Source organism: Pseudomonas sp. FG43 (genome assembly GCF_057809175.1).
Window position 1 is genome coordinate 1 of sequence record NZ_JBMDJL010000008.1, and the last position, 15,183, is coordinate 15,183.

At 59.7% G+C, this 15,183-nt stretch carries 13 protein-coding genes; 2 read left to right on the forward strand and 11 right to left on the reverse strand.

Annotated elements, in window-relative coordinates; genetic code table 11:
- Window positions 1-50 precede the first annotated feature (50 nt).
- Both ACODS3_RS11375 and ACODS3_RS11380 read right to left on the reverse strand, forming a co-directional pair.
- The gene (locus ACODS3_RS11375) at window positions 51-767 is read right to left on the reverse strand and encodes a FadR/GntR family transcriptional regulator (RefSeq protein WP_201004790.1); all 717 of its coding nucleotides are present in this window, start codon (window positions 765-767) and stop codon (window positions 51-53) included.
- A gap of 110 nt (window positions 768-877) precedes the next feature.
- Entirely contained in the window at window positions 878-2,620 is a 1,743-nt protein-coding gene (locus ACODS3_RS11380) for an IlvD/Edd family dehydratase (protein WP_489034323.1), read from the reverse strand.
- Window positions 2,621-2,775: 155 nt separating this feature from the next.
- On the opposite strand from ACODS3_RS11380, the gene ACODS3_RS11385 reads away from it, so the two are divergent.
- Together ACODS3_RS11385 and araD1 are read left to right on the forward strand one after the other, a co-directional pair.
- The gene (locus tag ACODS3_RS11385; RefSeq protein ID WP_201018393.1) at window positions 2,776-4,092 is read left to right on the forward strand and encodes an MFS transporter; all 1,317 of its coding nucleotides are present in this window, start codon (window positions 2,776-2,778) and stop codon (window positions 4,090-4,092) included.
- A 13-nt stretch (window positions 4,093-4,105) separates the two neighbouring features.
- Window positions 4,106-5,098, forward strand: a complete 993-nt coding sequence (gene araD1 / locus ACODS3_RS11390) for an AraD1 family protein (protein ID WP_489034325.1) — start codon at window positions 4,106-4,108, stop codon at window positions 5,096-5,098.
- Here the strand turns inward: araD1 and ACODS3_RS11395 are convergent, their stop codons facing one another.
- The 9 genes from ACODS3_RS11395 to ACODS3_RS11435 all read right to left on the reverse strand — a co-directional run bounded on the left by ACODS3_RS11395 (window position 5,099) and on the right by ACODS3_RS11435 (window position 15,114).
- Complete coding sequence (locus ACODS3_RS11395; RefSeq protein ID WP_304574374.1) at window positions 5,099-5,875, reverse strand: DeoR/GlpR family DNA-binding transcription regulator; 777 nt, start codon at window positions 5,873-5,875, stop codon at window positions 5,099-5,101.
- Window positions 5,876-5,911: 36 nt separating this feature from the next.
- Window positions 5,912-6,598, reverse strand: coding sequence for an SDR family NAD(P)-dependent oxidoreductase (locus tag ACODS3_RS11400; protein WP_201018396.1), 687 nt, complete (start codon window positions 6,596-6,598; stop codon window positions 5,912-5,914).
- A 48-nt stretch (window positions 6,599-6,646) separates the two neighbouring features.
- On the reverse strand, window positions 6,647-7,771 hold the full coding sequence (locus ACODS3_RS11405; RefSeq protein WP_489034328.1) for a sialidase family protein: 1,125 nt from the start codon (window positions 7,769-7,771) through the stop codon (window positions 6,647-6,649).
- Window positions 7,758-9,173: a sodium:solute symporter family protein gene (locus tag ACODS3_RS11410; protein WP_201018398.1), complete on the reverse strand. Its 1,416-nt coding sequence runs from the start codon at window positions 9,171-9,173 to the stop codon at window positions 7,758-7,760. Before ACODS3_RS11410 ends, ACODS3_RS11405 begins: the two co-directional genes overlap by 14 nt.
- Before the next feature lie 67 nt (window positions 9,174-9,240).
- Window positions 9,241-10,263, reverse strand: coding sequence for a 4-hydroxythreonine-4-phosphate dehydrogenase PdxA (pdxA, locus tag ACODS3_RS11415; protein ID WP_489034330.1), 1,023 nt, complete (start codon window positions 10,261-10,263; stop codon window positions 9,241-9,243).
- A complete protein-coding gene (locus ACODS3_RS11420; protein WP_489034332.1) occupies window positions 10,256-11,521 on the reverse strand; it encodes a four-carbon acid sugar kinase family protein in 1,266 nt (421 codons plus the stop codon). Before ACODS3_RS11420 ends, pdxA begins: the two co-directional genes overlap by 8 nt.
- Complete coding sequence (locus tag ACODS3_RS11425) at window positions 11,518-12,687, reverse strand: iron-containing alcohol dehydrogenase (protein WP_489034334.1); 1,170 nt, start codon at window positions 12,685-12,687, stop codon at window positions 11,518-11,520. Before ACODS3_RS11425 ends, ACODS3_RS11420 begins: the two co-directional genes overlap by 4 nt.
- A gap of 15 nt (window positions 12,688-12,702) precedes the next feature.
- Window positions 12,703-13,575, reverse strand: a complete 873-nt coding sequence (dapA, locus tag ACODS3_RS11430) for a 4-hydroxy-tetrahydrodipicolinate synthase (protein ID WP_201018402.1) — start codon at window positions 13,573-13,575, stop codon at window positions 12,703-12,705.
- 156 nt (window positions 13,576-13,731) lie between these two features.
- Complete coding sequence (locus tag ACODS3_RS11435) at window positions 13,732-15,114, reverse strand: Bd3614 family nucleic acid deaminase (protein ID WP_489034336.1); 1,383 nt, start codon at window positions 15,112-15,114, stop codon at window positions 13,732-13,734.
- Window positions 15,115-15,183: the final 69 nt, after the last annotated feature.

The window sequence follows — 15,183 nt, forward strand, 5'->3', positions numbered from 1 at the left end:
TTGTGGGAGGGGCCTTGGCCGCGACAGGGCATTGAATACAACGATTGAATCTATTCGCGAACCCCTAACACCACACTCAACGCATTCCTCGCATCATCCAGTTGCACCAGCGTTGCATGCCGGGCGCCGAGGGCGTCGCGGTTCTGGATGGCGGTGAGAATCGCCTTGTGTCGCGGCAGCGCCAGTTCATGCAGGTTGGGCCGCTGGTTGGAATGCTTGAGCGCTTCACGCAACGCCAGTGACAGCATGTTGCACAAATGGGCCAGCAGGTCGTTGTGGGTCGCGTCGGCGATACGGCTGTGGAAGTCCAGGTCCGGCTGCAGCAAGGCTTCAGGCGTCGGGGCATCTTCCATGCGCTGGTAGGCTTCGCTGATCGAGGCGATTTCTTCATCGGTCGCATATTGCGCCGCCAATGCCGCAACCGCTGGTTCGATCACCGCACGCACACTGGTCAGCAGATTGAAAAACTCGTTCTGCGGCGAGCTTTGCATTACCCAATGCAGCACATCCGGGTCGAGCAGGTGCCATTCGCGTCGTGCCTTGACCACCGTCCCCACTCGCGGGCGGGAATACACCAGCCCCTTGGCGACCAAAACCCTTGTGGCTTCACGCAACACTGGACGGCTGACGGCGTATTCCTCGCAGAGCAGGGCTTCGGCAGGCAGTTTTTCGTCAGGCTTGAAGCGGCCGGAAACGATCTGCATGCCCAGTTCCTGGACGATGCGCGAGTGCATGCTTTTACGGTCGGAGGGTTTTCGGTAATCCATGGGAACGCAAGTCGATCCTGGCAGTGATGCCGCGCATCATAACATTGCACAACACAGAGGGCGGGAGCCGTACTTATGCAGCCAGTGTGGCTTCCCGCCATTATCGTCACTTAATGTGAATGACGAGGCACTTCGGCACCTCGGCAACCGACCAGAAAGTCGAAATCGCAGCCCTGATCTGCCTGCATTACCCGGTCGACATAGAGTTGGCGATAGCCGCCAGCCAGTAACTGCTGGGGTGCCTGCCAGTCATCCAGGCGTGCCTTGAGTTCCGCGTCCGGGATATCCAGATGCAGCCGCCCGCTGGCGCAGTCGAGTTCGATCCAGTCGCCTTCCTGCACCACCGCCAGAGGTCCGCCCGCTGCGGCTTCCGGCGCAACATGCAACACCACCGTGCCGTAGGCGGTGCCGCTCATGCGTGCATCGGAAATCCGCACCATGTCCGTCACGCCCTGGGCCAGCAGTTTGGCCGGCAGGCCCATATTGCCGACTTCGGCCATGCCTGGATAACCCTTGGGGCCGCAGTTCTTGAGGACCATCACCGAGCTGGCATCGATGTCCAGATCCGGGTCGTTGATGCGCGATTTGTACATCTCGAAATTCTCGAACACCACGGCCCGGCCACGATGTTGCATCAATGCAGGCGTTGCTGCCGAAGGCTTGAGCACGGCGCCCAGTGGCGCGAGGTTGCCGCGCAGCACACAGATACCGCCATCGGAGCGAATAGGGTTGTCCAGTGCGCGGATGACCTGGTCTTCGCCGTAGATCGGCGCATTGCGGGTGTTTTCGCCGATACTCTTGCCGTTGACGGTCAATGCATTGGGGTTGGGCAGCAAGCTGGCTTCGTTCATGCGCCGCAATACGGCGGGCAGGCCGCCCGAATAGTAGAACTCTTCCATCAGAAAGCGCCCGGAAGGCTGAAGGTCGACGATGGTCGGCATGCCGCGTCCGATTCGGGTCCAGTCATCGAGTTCCAGATCCACACCGATACGCCCGGCGATGGCTTTGAGGTGGATGACGGCATTGGTTGAACCACCAATCGCGGCATTGACCCGGATTGCGTTCTCGAACGCCGCTTTGGTGAGGATCTTCGACAGGCGCAGGTCCTCGCGCACCATGTCCACGGCGCGCATGCCGGACATATGCGCCAGCACGTAACGGCGTGAGTCCACGGCTGGAATGGCGGCGTTGTGGGGCAGGGAAGTGCCCAGCGCTTCGGCCATGCAAGCCATGGTCGAGGCCGTGCCCATGGTGTTGCAGGTGCCTGCCGAACGGGACATGCCGGCTTCGGCGGAGAGGAATTCGTCCAGGCCGATCTGCCCGGCCTTATAGGACTCATGCATTTGCCAGACGATGGTCCCGGCACCGATGTCCTTGCCTTGATGCTTGCCGTTGAGCATCGGCCCGCCGGTGACGACGATGGCTGGCACGTCGCAACTGGCAGCACCCATCAGCAGGGCCGGTGTGGTCTTGTCGCAGCCGGTCAGCAGCACGACGCCATCGATGGGGTTGCCGCGAATCGCTTCTTCGACATCCATGCTGGCCAGGTTGCGGGTAAACATCGCGGTGGGGCGCAGGTTGGATTCGCCGTTGGAGAACACCGGGAATTCCACCGGCCAGCCGCCGGCTTCGATCACGCCGCGTTTGACGTGCTCGGCAATCGTGCGGAAGTGGGCGTTGCAGGGCGTCAGTTCCGACCAGGTGTTGCAGATACCGATGATGGGTTTGCCCTGAAACTGGTGATCGGCAATGCCCTGGTTCTTCATCCAGCTGCGGTACATGAAGCCGTTCTTGTCGGCGGTGCCAAACCATTGGGCAGAACGCAGGGTCGGTTTTTTATCGGAATCAGACATGCTCGGCTCTCTTATTGTAAGACTTAATTGCGTTGCTTTCGGCTAAGGTAAGCCTAAATATCGATCATTGGAAGAGTTGTAAGTCTAAATAGTAATACTATATAGTCGGTCGGTAATCGAGGTTCCATAACAAAAACAAAATGGAGACCGCCTTCATGAGCCAGGAACTCAGGCTTATACGTCGCATCACCCTGAAGTTGATTCCCTTCCTGATTCTGCTGTACCTGATTGCCTACGTGGACCGCTCGGCCGTGGGCTTCGCCAAGCTGCACATGGGGGCGGACATCGGCATCGGCGATGCGGCCTACGGATTGGGGGCCGGGCTGTTTTTCATCGGCTACTTTCTGTTCGAGATCCCCAGCAATCTGATGCTGGAGCGCTTCGGCGCACGCCGCTGGTTCGCCCGGATCATGATCACCTGGGGCGCTATCACCATTGGCATGGCATTCGTGCAGGGGCCTTACAGTTTCTACGTGATGCGCTTCTTGCTGGGTGCGGCCGAAGCGGGTTTCTTTCCCGGCGTGCTCTACTACATCACTCAATGGTTCCCGGTGCGCCATCGCGGCAAGATCCTCGGGTTCTTCATCCTCTCGCAACCCATCGCCATGATGGTCACCGGACCTGTGTCCGGCGGCTTGCTGGGCATGGACGGCATTCTCGGGCTGCATGGCTGGCAGTGGCTGTTCATCGTCATTGGTACGCCAGCGATCCTGTTGACCTGGCCGGTGCTGCGCTGGCTGCCGGATGGTCCGCAACAGGTTTCATGGATGAATCAGGCCGAGAAAGACTGGCTGAACGGTGAGTTGAAAAACGATCTGGACACCTATGGCCAGACCCGACATGGCAACCCGCTGCATGCTCTCAAGGACAAGCGGGTGTTGCTGCTGGCGCTGTTCTATCTGCCGGTGACCCTGAGCATCTATGGCCTTGGCCTGTGGTTGCCGACCCTGATCAAGCAGTTCGGCGGCAGTGACCTGACCACCGGTTTCGTTTCCTCGGTGCCTTACATCTTCGGGATCATCGGCCTGCTGATCGTGCCGCGCAGTTCCGACCGCCTCAACGACCGCTACGGACACCTGGCCGTGCTTTATGTGCTGGGTGCCATCGGCCTGTTCAGCAGTGCCTGGCTGACTTTGCCGGCAGCGCAACTGGCAGCGTTGTGTCTGGTGGCGTTCTCGCTGTTTTCCTGCACGGCCGTATTCTGGACCTTGCCGGGCCGGTTCTTTGCCGGTGCCAGTGCGGCGGCCGGTATCGCGCTGATCAACTCGGTGGGCAATCTGGGCGGTTACATCGGCCCGTTCGTGATCGGCGCACTGAAGGAAATCACCGGCAATCTGGCGTCGGGCCTGTACTTCCTGTCTGGAGTCATGGTGTTCGGGCTGGTGCTGACCGGCATTGTCTATCGCGTACTGGAGCGCAGGCACGTGCTGCCTGAGTCCGAATTCTCGGCAAGCGCTTCAACCCATCGTTGAAAGGAGAGGTTTCATGCGGCTTATACAGTTCGAGTTGAGTCATGGGCAGCGTCGGGTCGGCCTGGTGGACGGTGACCGGGTACGTGAAGTGCTGGGTGCCGACAGCGTTCGCGAGCTGGCCTTGAAGGCTATCGAAGCGGGTTCCAGCCTGGCGCGGCAGGTGGATCAGCAAGGGCTTGGCACTGACCATGATTATGCGCAGTTGCTGCGCGAGGTTCGGGTCTTGCCGCCGCTGGATCATCCAGACCCTGCGCACCTGCTGGTCAGCGGCACTGGCCTGACCCATCTGGGCAGCGCCTCGGCGCGGGACAAGATGCATCAGCAGGCCGGCGATGAAATATCGATGACCGACACCATGCGCATCTTCAAATGGGGTGTCGAAGGTGGCAAGCCGCAGGCCGGTCAGGCGGGCGTGCAGCCGGAATGGTTCTACAAGGGCGATGGCAGCATTGTGGTGCGTCCGGGAGCGGCCTTTACGCTGCCGCCGTTTGCCGAAGATGGCGGCGAGGAGCCGGAGTTGAGCGGCCTGTATGTGATCGGTCACGACCGCAAGCCTTATCGACTGGGCTTTGCCATTGGCAACGAGTTTTCCGATCACGTGATGGAGCGGCGTAATTACCTGTACCTGGCTCACTCCAAGCTGCGGGCCTGCTCGTTCGGCCCGGAACTGAGGGTCGGCGATCTGCCGCAGAATCTGGTGGGCACCAGCCGTGTCTGGCGCAACGGGGATGTGTTATGGGAGAAGGAATTTCTCAGCGGCGAGGCCAATATGTGCCATAGCCTGGAAAACCTCGAATACCACCACTTCAAGTACAGCCAGTTCCTGCGCCCCGGTGATGTTCATATCCACTTCTTCGGCACGGCGACCCTGTCCTTTGCCGACGGCATCCGTACTCAGCCGGGAGATCGTTTCGAGGTCAGTCAGCCGGAGTTCGGGCAGTCGCTGGTCAACGGGCTGGCGGCGGGCGAGGCGGTTTTCAAGCCCGGAGATATTGGCAGGCTTTAATCAGCCTTTTTGCGGATACGCAATTTCCACATGAATCGACTTGCGGGCCTTGAACAGTGCCAGCAGGGATTCATCGTCCACCGGGTTGGTGATCAGCGTCCAGGGCTGGCGCAGCGGTGTCCAGTGCTGCTGGCGGGCGCGGCCCAGCTTGGTGGAGTCGGCCAGCACGAAGATCTGTGCGGCGCGGGCCAGCATGTTTTCCTTGAGATAGGCCTGCTCGGCGCTGGCTTCGCACAACCCCAGATCCGCCACCACACCATCGGCGCTGACAAAGAGCTTGTCGGCGCTCAGGTGTTCCAGCGCGGCCTGTGCGGCCACGCCATAAGTCGACATGCTGGACGGGCGCAACGTGCCGCCCAGCACCGTGACCCGGCCTTCGGGAATCAGCGCCAGATCGCTCAATGCCGTCAGGTTATTGGTGATGACATGCAGGCCGCGTCGCTGATTGAGCACATGAGCCAGCGCACTGGTGCTGGTGCCGCCTTCCAGGAACAGCGTGTCGTGATCGTTGATGTGCGCCAGCGCCGCCAGGGCGATGTCCATCTTCTCCTGGCTGTGCTGGCGGCTGCGTTCTTCAATCGTGGTTTCCGGTTCACGCTGGCCAATGTGCGCAGCACCGCCGTAGGTGCGGATGATCAGGCCGTCTTCGGCCAGTGCTGTCAGGTCGCGCCGCACGGTGGCTTCCGAAACGCCGAGTTGGGCACACAGCTCATCGACGTTGGATTTTCCGGAGAGAACCAGTTCGAGTATCGATTGGCGACGATTGGCGACTTTCATTCAAGCTCTTCTAACGCAGGAAAACGAGGTGCAACCTTACAACGACGCACCGCCGCATACCACCAGGCTTTGACCGGTGATGGCACCTGCGTCCGGGCCGAGCAGGAACGCGGTCAGCCCGGCAATCTCGTGGGGCTGCACAAAACGCCCCAGCGGCGGCTTGTTGGGTGGCGTTGCGCTGCGAGCCGGGTCCAGCAGCATCGGGGTTTCGGTGGCTCCGGGGGCAATGAGATTGACGGTGATTCCCCTTGGTGCCAGCTCAATGGCCCATGAGCGGACCATGCCTTGCAGCGCAGCCTTGGTCGCGGCGTACTGGCTGCGCCCGGCGGCGCCCTGCATGGTGCGGCTGCCGATCATTACCAGACGGGCACCGGGTTTGAGTCGCGGGTAAAGTGCATTGACCATATGGCTGGCGGCGGCCACATGCAGATGCCACATGGCCTGGCCGTCGGTATCGTTGAGTTGCCCAAGCGGTGCGGTGCGCATGAAGCCTGCGGCATGCACCAGTGCATCGATCTGCGGAGTCTGTTGCAGCGCCCGGTCCAGGGCGTTGAAGTCATTGAGGTCGCATTCGATCCAGGTGAAGTTCGGGTGTTGCAGGTCTGGCGCACGACGGCTCAGGCCGGTGACGTGCAAACCCTGCTCAAGCAGGCGCACGACGATGGCCTGACCGATGCCGGAGCTGGCACCGGTCACAAGTACGGATTCTATCGGGTCGGGCATATTCAGGGCTTCCGAAGGTGCGCCGGCTCGCAGGCCGGCGCAGGACTTTCAGCGAATCGCATTGAGCGGCAGATGCACGTGCTTGATCTTCTGCCGGAAGTAAGTGAACGCGACATGCAGGCTACCATCGGCGGCCTGGATGATGCTGGGGTAGGAGAACTCGCGGTTGAGTTTTTCCTGCGAGTTGTTGGTCAGGCAGAAGCCGTCACCCAGTTCGATATCCAGACGAGTCGGCCAGCTATGACCGCCATCGCGGGAGACGGCCAGGCTCATCGGCGCACGCGGAATGCCCCAGATGGCTGCCTTGCCATCGCTGCGGGCACCTGGCGTTACCCGATCGTCGCCTTCGTCCTCGATCTCGTCGTACAGCGAAGCGCGGCGCTGGCTGTGACCTTCGGCACTGACCGGGTTGTAGACCAGCGCCAGCTCATCGGTGGCCAGCCTGACAAACTGGATCGACGAGTTATTGTTAGGCAGTTCGGTCGGGGCCGGCGCGCTCCAGGTGCGGCCACGGTCGTTCGAGCGGCTGCTGTAGATGAAGTCCGCCCAGCGGCTGCGAAACAGCCCGAGCAAAGTGCCGTCCGGTAACTGGTGGACGTTCATGTGTACGCTGCCGGTGCTGTCCGGCACGTCATGGCGTGACCAACTGACGCCTTGGTCGCTGGAGATCATCACGGCGCTGACGTCATGATTGCCGACCCACTTTTCACCCGGCCCCGTGATGCAGTACCAGACCGGCAGGACCCAGTCGCCGTTGTCCAGCACGGCTGGCGGCTGGCGCACGAAAGTGCCGGCTTCGTCGAACAGGGTTTCGATGGCACCCCAGGTCTTGCCCTGGTCCAGCGACAGGCGACGGCGGATGATCGCCGTCTCCTGATTGCCGGAAACCTGTGCGGTCCAGATCAGCCAGAGTGGCCCGTTGGGCGCCTGGAACAGGATCGGGTTCTGCTCGGAGCGGGTCGAGTCCTCGGACAGCTTTTGCGGTTCGCTCCACACACCGGTTTGCGGGTCGCGGCGCGACAGCAGGACGAAGATGTCGGCCATGCCTTCCTGAGTGCCGGCAAACCAGGTACAGAGCAGCGTACCGTCGGCCAGTTCATGCAGGTTGGCGGCATGGTTCTGGGCGTAGGGCGTCGGCAGGAAGGCGTCCTGGCGAATGTCATTGGTTGGCATTGGGAACCTCGGCGTCTTGGCGTTTGGCCTGGGCGGATTTGGGCAGCAGGTGTTCGATGGCAATCACGATGGCCGGTGTCACCAGAGCGATGTACATGTTGTCGATGCCATATGGGTTGTTCAACAGATACCAGGCGCTGGTGGTGATGGCCGAAGCGATCAGGCCCAGCGTGGCACCACGGCCCGAGCCGAAGAACGGCAGGTAGATGGCGACCATGGCAACCACGGCAATCGACAGGCGCAGGGCGCGGGTGAAGAACGACAGGTTAAGAATTTCCGGTACGAAGAACACGAAGAACAGGGGCACGAAGCCGATCACCAGAGCGATCAGGCGTGTGGTCTTGAATTCCTGATCCACCGAAGGTTTACGCCACGGCACGTAGAAGTCGCGCACCACCAGCGAAGCGATGGCCAGGGCCACGGTGCTGACGCTGACGAAGATCGAGGCCACCAGGGAGATGGTCACGACACCCGCCATGACCGGGCTCATGGATTGCAGGAATACCGGCAGGGCGTAGAGGCTGCTCATGTCCGGGTGCAGGTATTTGGACGCCACACCGATAAAGCCCAGCGCCAGCGCAATCGGGATGCACAGCAGCGATGCATAGAAGGTCGAACGACGGGCCGCATCCGGGCTCTGGGTAGAGGAAATCGCCTGAATGATGAACTGGGTGGAGAAGATCGCACCAACGGTGCCGATGATCCACGCCATGATTTTCGAGCCGCCGATGGTGCCGTCCCAGGTGAAGTAGTGCTCCGGCATGTTCTGGATCACTGGCGTGAAACCACCGGTCATTTGCAAGGCTACGCCCAGTACGATCAACACCCCGATATATTTCACTGCGGTGTGCAGGATGCTCATGTAGGCCACACTCTTCAGGCCGCCGAACACGTAGTAGAGGGTACTGATGATTGCGGTGATGAAAGCCGCAGTAGTGAGGTTGATCTTGAGCACTGTGGCGATGGCGGCGGCACCGCTGACATAGTTGCCGACGTTCACCAGTAGCAGCGCGTAGATCATGATGATCGACACCGCGAGCTTGGTGGACGTGCCGTATTTCTTGGCGATGAAGCCGGAGATGGTGAACTCCCCGGAGCTGTAAAGCTTGCGGGCCATCAACAGTCCGAACAGCGGGAAGCCGATGGCGGCGGCAATTACCGACCATGAAGCAGCGAAGCCGCTTTCAAAGGCTGCCTGTGCGGTGCCGACCGTGGATTTGGCGCCGATGAATTCGGACATCATCAGAATGCCGACGATGATGGCAGGCATGGTCCTGGCAGCGACCATGTATTGCTCGCTGGTCTTGCTGCGCATGCGCATGCTCATCCAGGTGGTGATTGCGATGTAGACGATCACCATGCCGACGATGATCGAGGTGTCTTGTGCGTTGAAGGTATCCATCGGTATCGCTCCATTATTGTTTTTTTGGCGCGTTATGGGTGCCGCACGTCTTTGCCGGTTTTTGCGCTCAGACGGCGATGGAATTGCGGGTGTCGCGTTTACGGGTAGCCAGTTCCACTGCCTGGCGCAGGGCTTCGATCAGGCTGCGTTCGTCGGCAATGCCTTTACCGGCGATGTCGAAAGCGGTGCCGTGATCCACCGAGGTCCTGATCACAGGCAGGCCGATGGTGACGTTGACTCCGGCTTCCAGGCCCATGACCTTGACCGGGCCATGGCCCTGATCGTGATACATGGCGACCACGGCATCGAAGTCACCGCGACCGGCGCGGAAGAACAGCGTGTCGGCCGGCAGCGGGCCTTCGACACGCCAGCCGCGTGCGCGCAGTTCGTCGATGGCGGGCTGGATCTTGGTGGCTTCTTCGCCGTAACCGAACAGGCCGTTTTCACCGGCATGGGGGTTGATACCGCACACCGCGATCAGCGGGTTTTCGATACCGGCCCGCACCAGGGTTTCCCGGGCGCGCTCAATGGTGCGCTTGACCAGACCCGGTTCGATCCGGGCGATGGCGTCGATGATGCCGATGTGAGTGGTGACGTGGATGACTCTCAGAATCGGGGTCATCAGCATCATCGACACTTCTTCCACGCCCAGCAGGTGCGCGAGCATTTCTGTGTGGCCGGGGAATATATGCCCGCCTGCATGCAGCGCTTCCTTGTTCAGCGGTGCAGTGCAGATCGCATCCAGTTCACCGGCTTCGGTGAGTTGTACGGTGCGTTCGATATAGCGAAAGGCGGCATCACCGGCGATGGGCGACAACTTGCCGTAAGGCAGGTCGTCGGGGATCAGGCCCAGATCGATGCAGTCCACCACGCCCTGGACAAAGCGGGCTTGCGCCGGGCTGGCGATACTGTTGACGCGCAGATTGCTGCCGACGATGCGGCTGGCGTCTTCAAGGCGCTTGGCGTCGCCGATCACCAGCGGACGGCAGGTTTCGTATACCGAGGCGTGGGTCAGGGTTTTCATGATGATTTCAGGGCCCACCCCGGCGGCGTCGCCCATGGTGATACCAATGACAGGACGTTCAGACATAGGGAGCTTCCTCTTTGAAAGGTGTGCCGGTCGAAGCCGGTTCGTGCAGCTGTCGCCAGGCCGCGAGAAAGGTGTCGGGTTCGCCAAAGCCGCCAGCCTTGGTCACCACGTTGAGGGTGCGAGCGCCGAGCCGGGCCTGGGACAGCACGACGCCGGTGGCGAGTTCGCCCAGCAGCGGCATCTGTTCGATACCGGCCTCGACCAGAATCGCCCGTGCGGTTTCGCCACCAGTGGCGATCAGCGAACCGGCATGGGGCAAGGCCGGTGCCAGCCACCTGGCCAGTGCGTTGCTCAAGGCTGCGGCGTGTGTCGGGTTGCGTTGTTGCTGATCCAGCCGTACCAGCACGTCATGTCCGGCGCTCAACTGGTCTTTCAAATGTTGGTGCAGTGCATCGCGTTCGGCCTGGGCGCTGCTGTCAAGCAAGGTGCCCGGAGCAATCGTCAGGCTGTATTGCGGGCTGGATTGCGCCAGCGTATCGGCCTGTAACTGGGAGTGCCGGGACATGCTGCCGACCACGGTCAACACGGGAGAGCAGGGCGAAACCTTGATGGGGCTGGCCGCTGGCAGACCCAATGCCTCAGGCAGATGCCGGGCAAGACCTGCCGAACCGACCCAGAACAGTTCTTGATGCCACGGGGCTGAGGCCTCCGCCAGCTTTTGCAGGTCGCTGTCCAGCTCGGCATCGCAGACCAGAGCCTGCACGCCGTTTTCCAGCGCTGTGCGCAGAGCCTGTTTCAGCGTGTCACTGTTGCGTATTTCGTCCAGGCCCAGCCATTGCGTACGCAAGCCTTGCTTGAGCAGAAGTTCCAGCAGGTTGCTGGTGCCTTGCAGGTTTTCATTGCGCCACACATCGCTTTGATCCACCGGCACACCGTCGATCAATTGCACGCCCTGGCTGGTGGTGCGTTTCATGTCCGGGAAGGCTGGCGCCACCAGTGCCATGCCGCGCACCGATTGCAGCGCGTCGATTTCGCTGGCGACATTGCCGCGCAGGGTCGAGTCGATTTTCTTGTACAGCGCCATCGCCGTCGCATGCTGTTGGCGCAGTACGGCATGGTGCTGTTCGGCGGCCTGCTGAGGGGCAAGGCGACGGGAGTCTACGTCGATTGCAACGACACCCGTGCCAGCCACGTGTGCGCCGCCATGGTTCAGCACCACGCGGGTATCGATACGGGCTGCAAAGTCCGCTGCACAGTCGGCGGCTCCCGACAGATCGTCGGCGAGTATCAGCAGGCCGGGAAAGTCGGCGCGAATCATGGCAGCAGGCACCGGTACAACTGCTGAATGTCTTCCAGGCTCAAAGGCTTGGGATTGTTGGTCATCAGGCGGGTGACTTTGGAGGCCGCTACTGCCATGTCCGGCAGATGCTCTTCGGCCACGCCGAAATCACGCAGGTTCTGGGGAATGTTCAGCACCAGAGTCCATTGGCGGATCTGCTCGATCAGCTTGTGGGCCGCCACTTCGTTGCTGTCGTCATGGCTGGCCAGACCGCACACCAGCGCGGCGCGCTTGAGGCGTTCGGCGCAACTGTCCAGGTTGAAGGCCATGACATGAGGCAGCAGCATGGCGTTGGCCACGCCATGGGTGACGTGGAACTTGCCGCCCAGTGGATAAGCCAGTGCATGCACCGCTGCGGTTCCGGCTGCGGTCAGGGCCAGGCCGCCATACATCGAGCCCAGCAGCATATCGCCGCGTGCCCGTATCGATTCCGGTTGCTGATAGGACTCGACAATGCTGCCCGCGATCAGGCGCATGGACTCCAGCGCAAAGGCATCGCTGATGGGGTTGGCCTTGGTGGAAATGAAGGATTCCAGCGAGTGGGTAAAGGCATCCATCCCGGTGGCAGCGGTGATCGGGCGTGGCAGGCTCAGGGTCAAGAGCGGGTCGAGCACCACCAGCGTCGGCAGCAGATGGCGGCTCACTACGCCGATCTTCAATTCTTCATCGGACAAGGTAACGATGGCATTGGGCGTGACTTCCGAGCCTGTGCCCGACGTGGTCGGCACCAGCACCATAGGTTTGCCGGGGTGCGTGACCTTGTCGATGCCCAGCAGGTCCTTGAGCGGTGTGTCGTTGGTCAGCATCACGGCGAACAGCTTGGCCGCATCCAGCACGCTGCCACCACCAATGGCGATCAGTGCGTCGGGGGCGTATGGTGCAACGTCTTCCCGAAATACGCGCTCGATGTTTTCCAGAGTCGGTTCGATCTCGACGTTATCGAGCATATGCACGGCGATGTTGCGGGCCTTGAGTTGCTCAGTGACACGCTGGGTCACGCCCAGGTTGTGCATGGCATTCTGGGTGACCAGCACCACTGTTTTGACCGGGACGTCGAGCAGCGGCAGCTTGTCAGTGAGCAGATCGAGGCTGCCGGGGCCGTGAACCACATGCTTCACGGTCTGGAAGTGATAAGTGGCGGACATGGGATTACCTCCGGCTTAGCGGTAGACGGCCAGCAGGCCTTGGAGTTTTTCCAGTGCGGCGGCATCCAGCGGCTGGACCGGCGCACGGCACGGGCCGACGGGGACGTTGAGCAATCGGGTCGCGGTTTTCAACACCACAGGCATGGTGCCCAGCGCAAAGGCATCGCGCAGTGGACGAAGAGCTTCCTGGGCAGCGCGGGCGGCTTCGTGATTACCCGACTGGAAGTTGTTCCAGATCGACATGACCACATCCGGCACCGCATTGGCGGTGGCTGCGATAGCGCCATCGCCACCGGCCAGCAGGTTCCAGTAGATCAACGAGTCAGTGCCGGCGAACACGGCGAAGTCGTCGCTGCGGTATTTCATCATCTGCACCAGCGCGTCGAAGTTGCCGGCGCTGTCCTTGATGCCTTTGATTTTCGGGTGCTGGCTCAGGGTTGCCACGGCACCGATGCCGATGGACATGCCTGTCTTGGCCGGAATGTTGTACATCATCAGCGGCAACTCGGAGGCATCGGCAATCGCGGTGTAGTGCTTGATGAGTTCGGACTGGCTGATGGCATTGAAGTAGGGCGTGATGATCGACAGGGCATCTGCGCCCACATCGATCATTTTTTTGTTCAGTTCGATCACTTCATGAGTGGCAAAGGCACCGGTACCGACCACTACAGGCACACGTCCGGCCGCCGCTTCGACAGTGATGCGGGCGATTTTCAGTTTTTCGGATTCGGAGAGGGTAAAGAACTCGCCGTTGGTGCCCAGCACAAAAAGCCCGTGTACACCGGCTTGCAGAAGGTTTTCGATCAGGCCGCGAAGGGCTTGCTCATCGAGTTGCTGATCATCGGTGAAGGGCGTGACCAGAGCTGGAATGATGCCGCGAAATTGCATGGCCATATTCTCGTTTTATTGTTAGTGGCTTGATAATGATTGAATCGATCATTTGTGGCAAGGATTTTTGATTGGTTTTTTCAAAAAGGGGGGCGACGAGGGGGAGGGGAAGCAGATGGGACAGCAGGCGATTGGGCAATCGCCTGCTGGATAGACCTAGCGAATCAGGCCGCTTGTTTTGATTTTTTCGATCAGGGCAATGCCGCGCTTCAGGATTTCGTTCTCGCCGGGGTCTCCTACATCCAGGAGCTCTTTGAGGCTGGTGAGGTTGTAGCTGAAGAGTTGTGTGGGAGGGTCTGTCCTCAGGAATGTGGTGACACCGATAGGTTTTTTTTCTTTTTCTTCTAAATCTTTATTTTTTTCTACTTCTGCCTTTGTATGTTCTGAAGCAATCCAGTCCGCAGCTGTGGGGAATTTGCCTGTATTGGTATAAAACCTCTGCATCCATGCAGCCTGCTCTGAGCGAATATGGCCTGGCTTCAAGTCGCTAATATTGACGATAGGTTTCTGGGTGATAGGCATCATGGTGGTCATGCGCTGTATGGAGCCATTCTTTTTCTTGTCGAGCGTGCTGTCTTTAATGCGTGGGTCCATATGGCCTACAACAACCGGAACATTCACGCCGAGTGTGGTAATCAGCCCTGCGCACATATGGCATGGTGCTAGTGTCGAGTAAATACGTACCCCCTCGGGCAATTTGCTGACATTTTTTTGGGCCAGATAGGCCAGAATCATTGATGTTTCAGCATGGAAGCAGCCATTCAGGTCTTTGATATTGACGCCCCAGCCAAGAATGAGGTCTGTGCTACTGACCATGATGGCGGCAACGTTATGGCCGTGGGGTAAGAAAGAGGGCTTTTTCTTGTTTTTTTGCTTTTTCCTTTGATCAGGCAGTGCTGCTGCGGCCAGGGCATAGGCAATTTTCATCCATATCCGGTCCTTCCTTTCCGGATCTGTATCGACCTTTCCTGTCTGTACTGGGATGCTGGTGGATATGCGTGTGAGCATACTGGTTTCAGTTCCCTTGCTCACACGTTTGTCATAAGTTCCGATGCCCTGATTGCTGGAGTAGATGTCTTCGGCAGCGTCGCTGAGTTCTATCTGAGGGGCTGACTGATTAAATAAGGCATCCCAGTTATTGAATAACAATTGGGTCGTTGGATATGTATTCAGCCTCGCCTCTCCGCCGGGAGGGACTATTTCAAATGAACTTCCGATCTCCAGGTCAACTGGATCGTGAATAACGTCGTCTATCAGTGAAATACTTTTTGGAGCAAAGTTTTCGGCGTAGATGATCTTTTGTAAGCTCTTTTGCCAGGCTAGCCCCTGGCACATATCCGTTGGTGCATAAGTGGCGAAGATTGTGCCTTCGGGAGACGAATGATTGTGCAGCATGTTCACAATCGGCTCTTCATATCCCTTGTCGCCTTTAACCCCCTTGGCAATGATCTTGTCATCCTGGACCAGATACGCCACATCCTTGCCGGTGCTGACTTTTTCCATCAAGGCCAACAACAGAATATAACGAGACACATCCATTCAAGCTCTCCAGAACATGAGATAAGCACACCGGACGAAACCGTTTGATTCTACATAGCCATTAGTTTT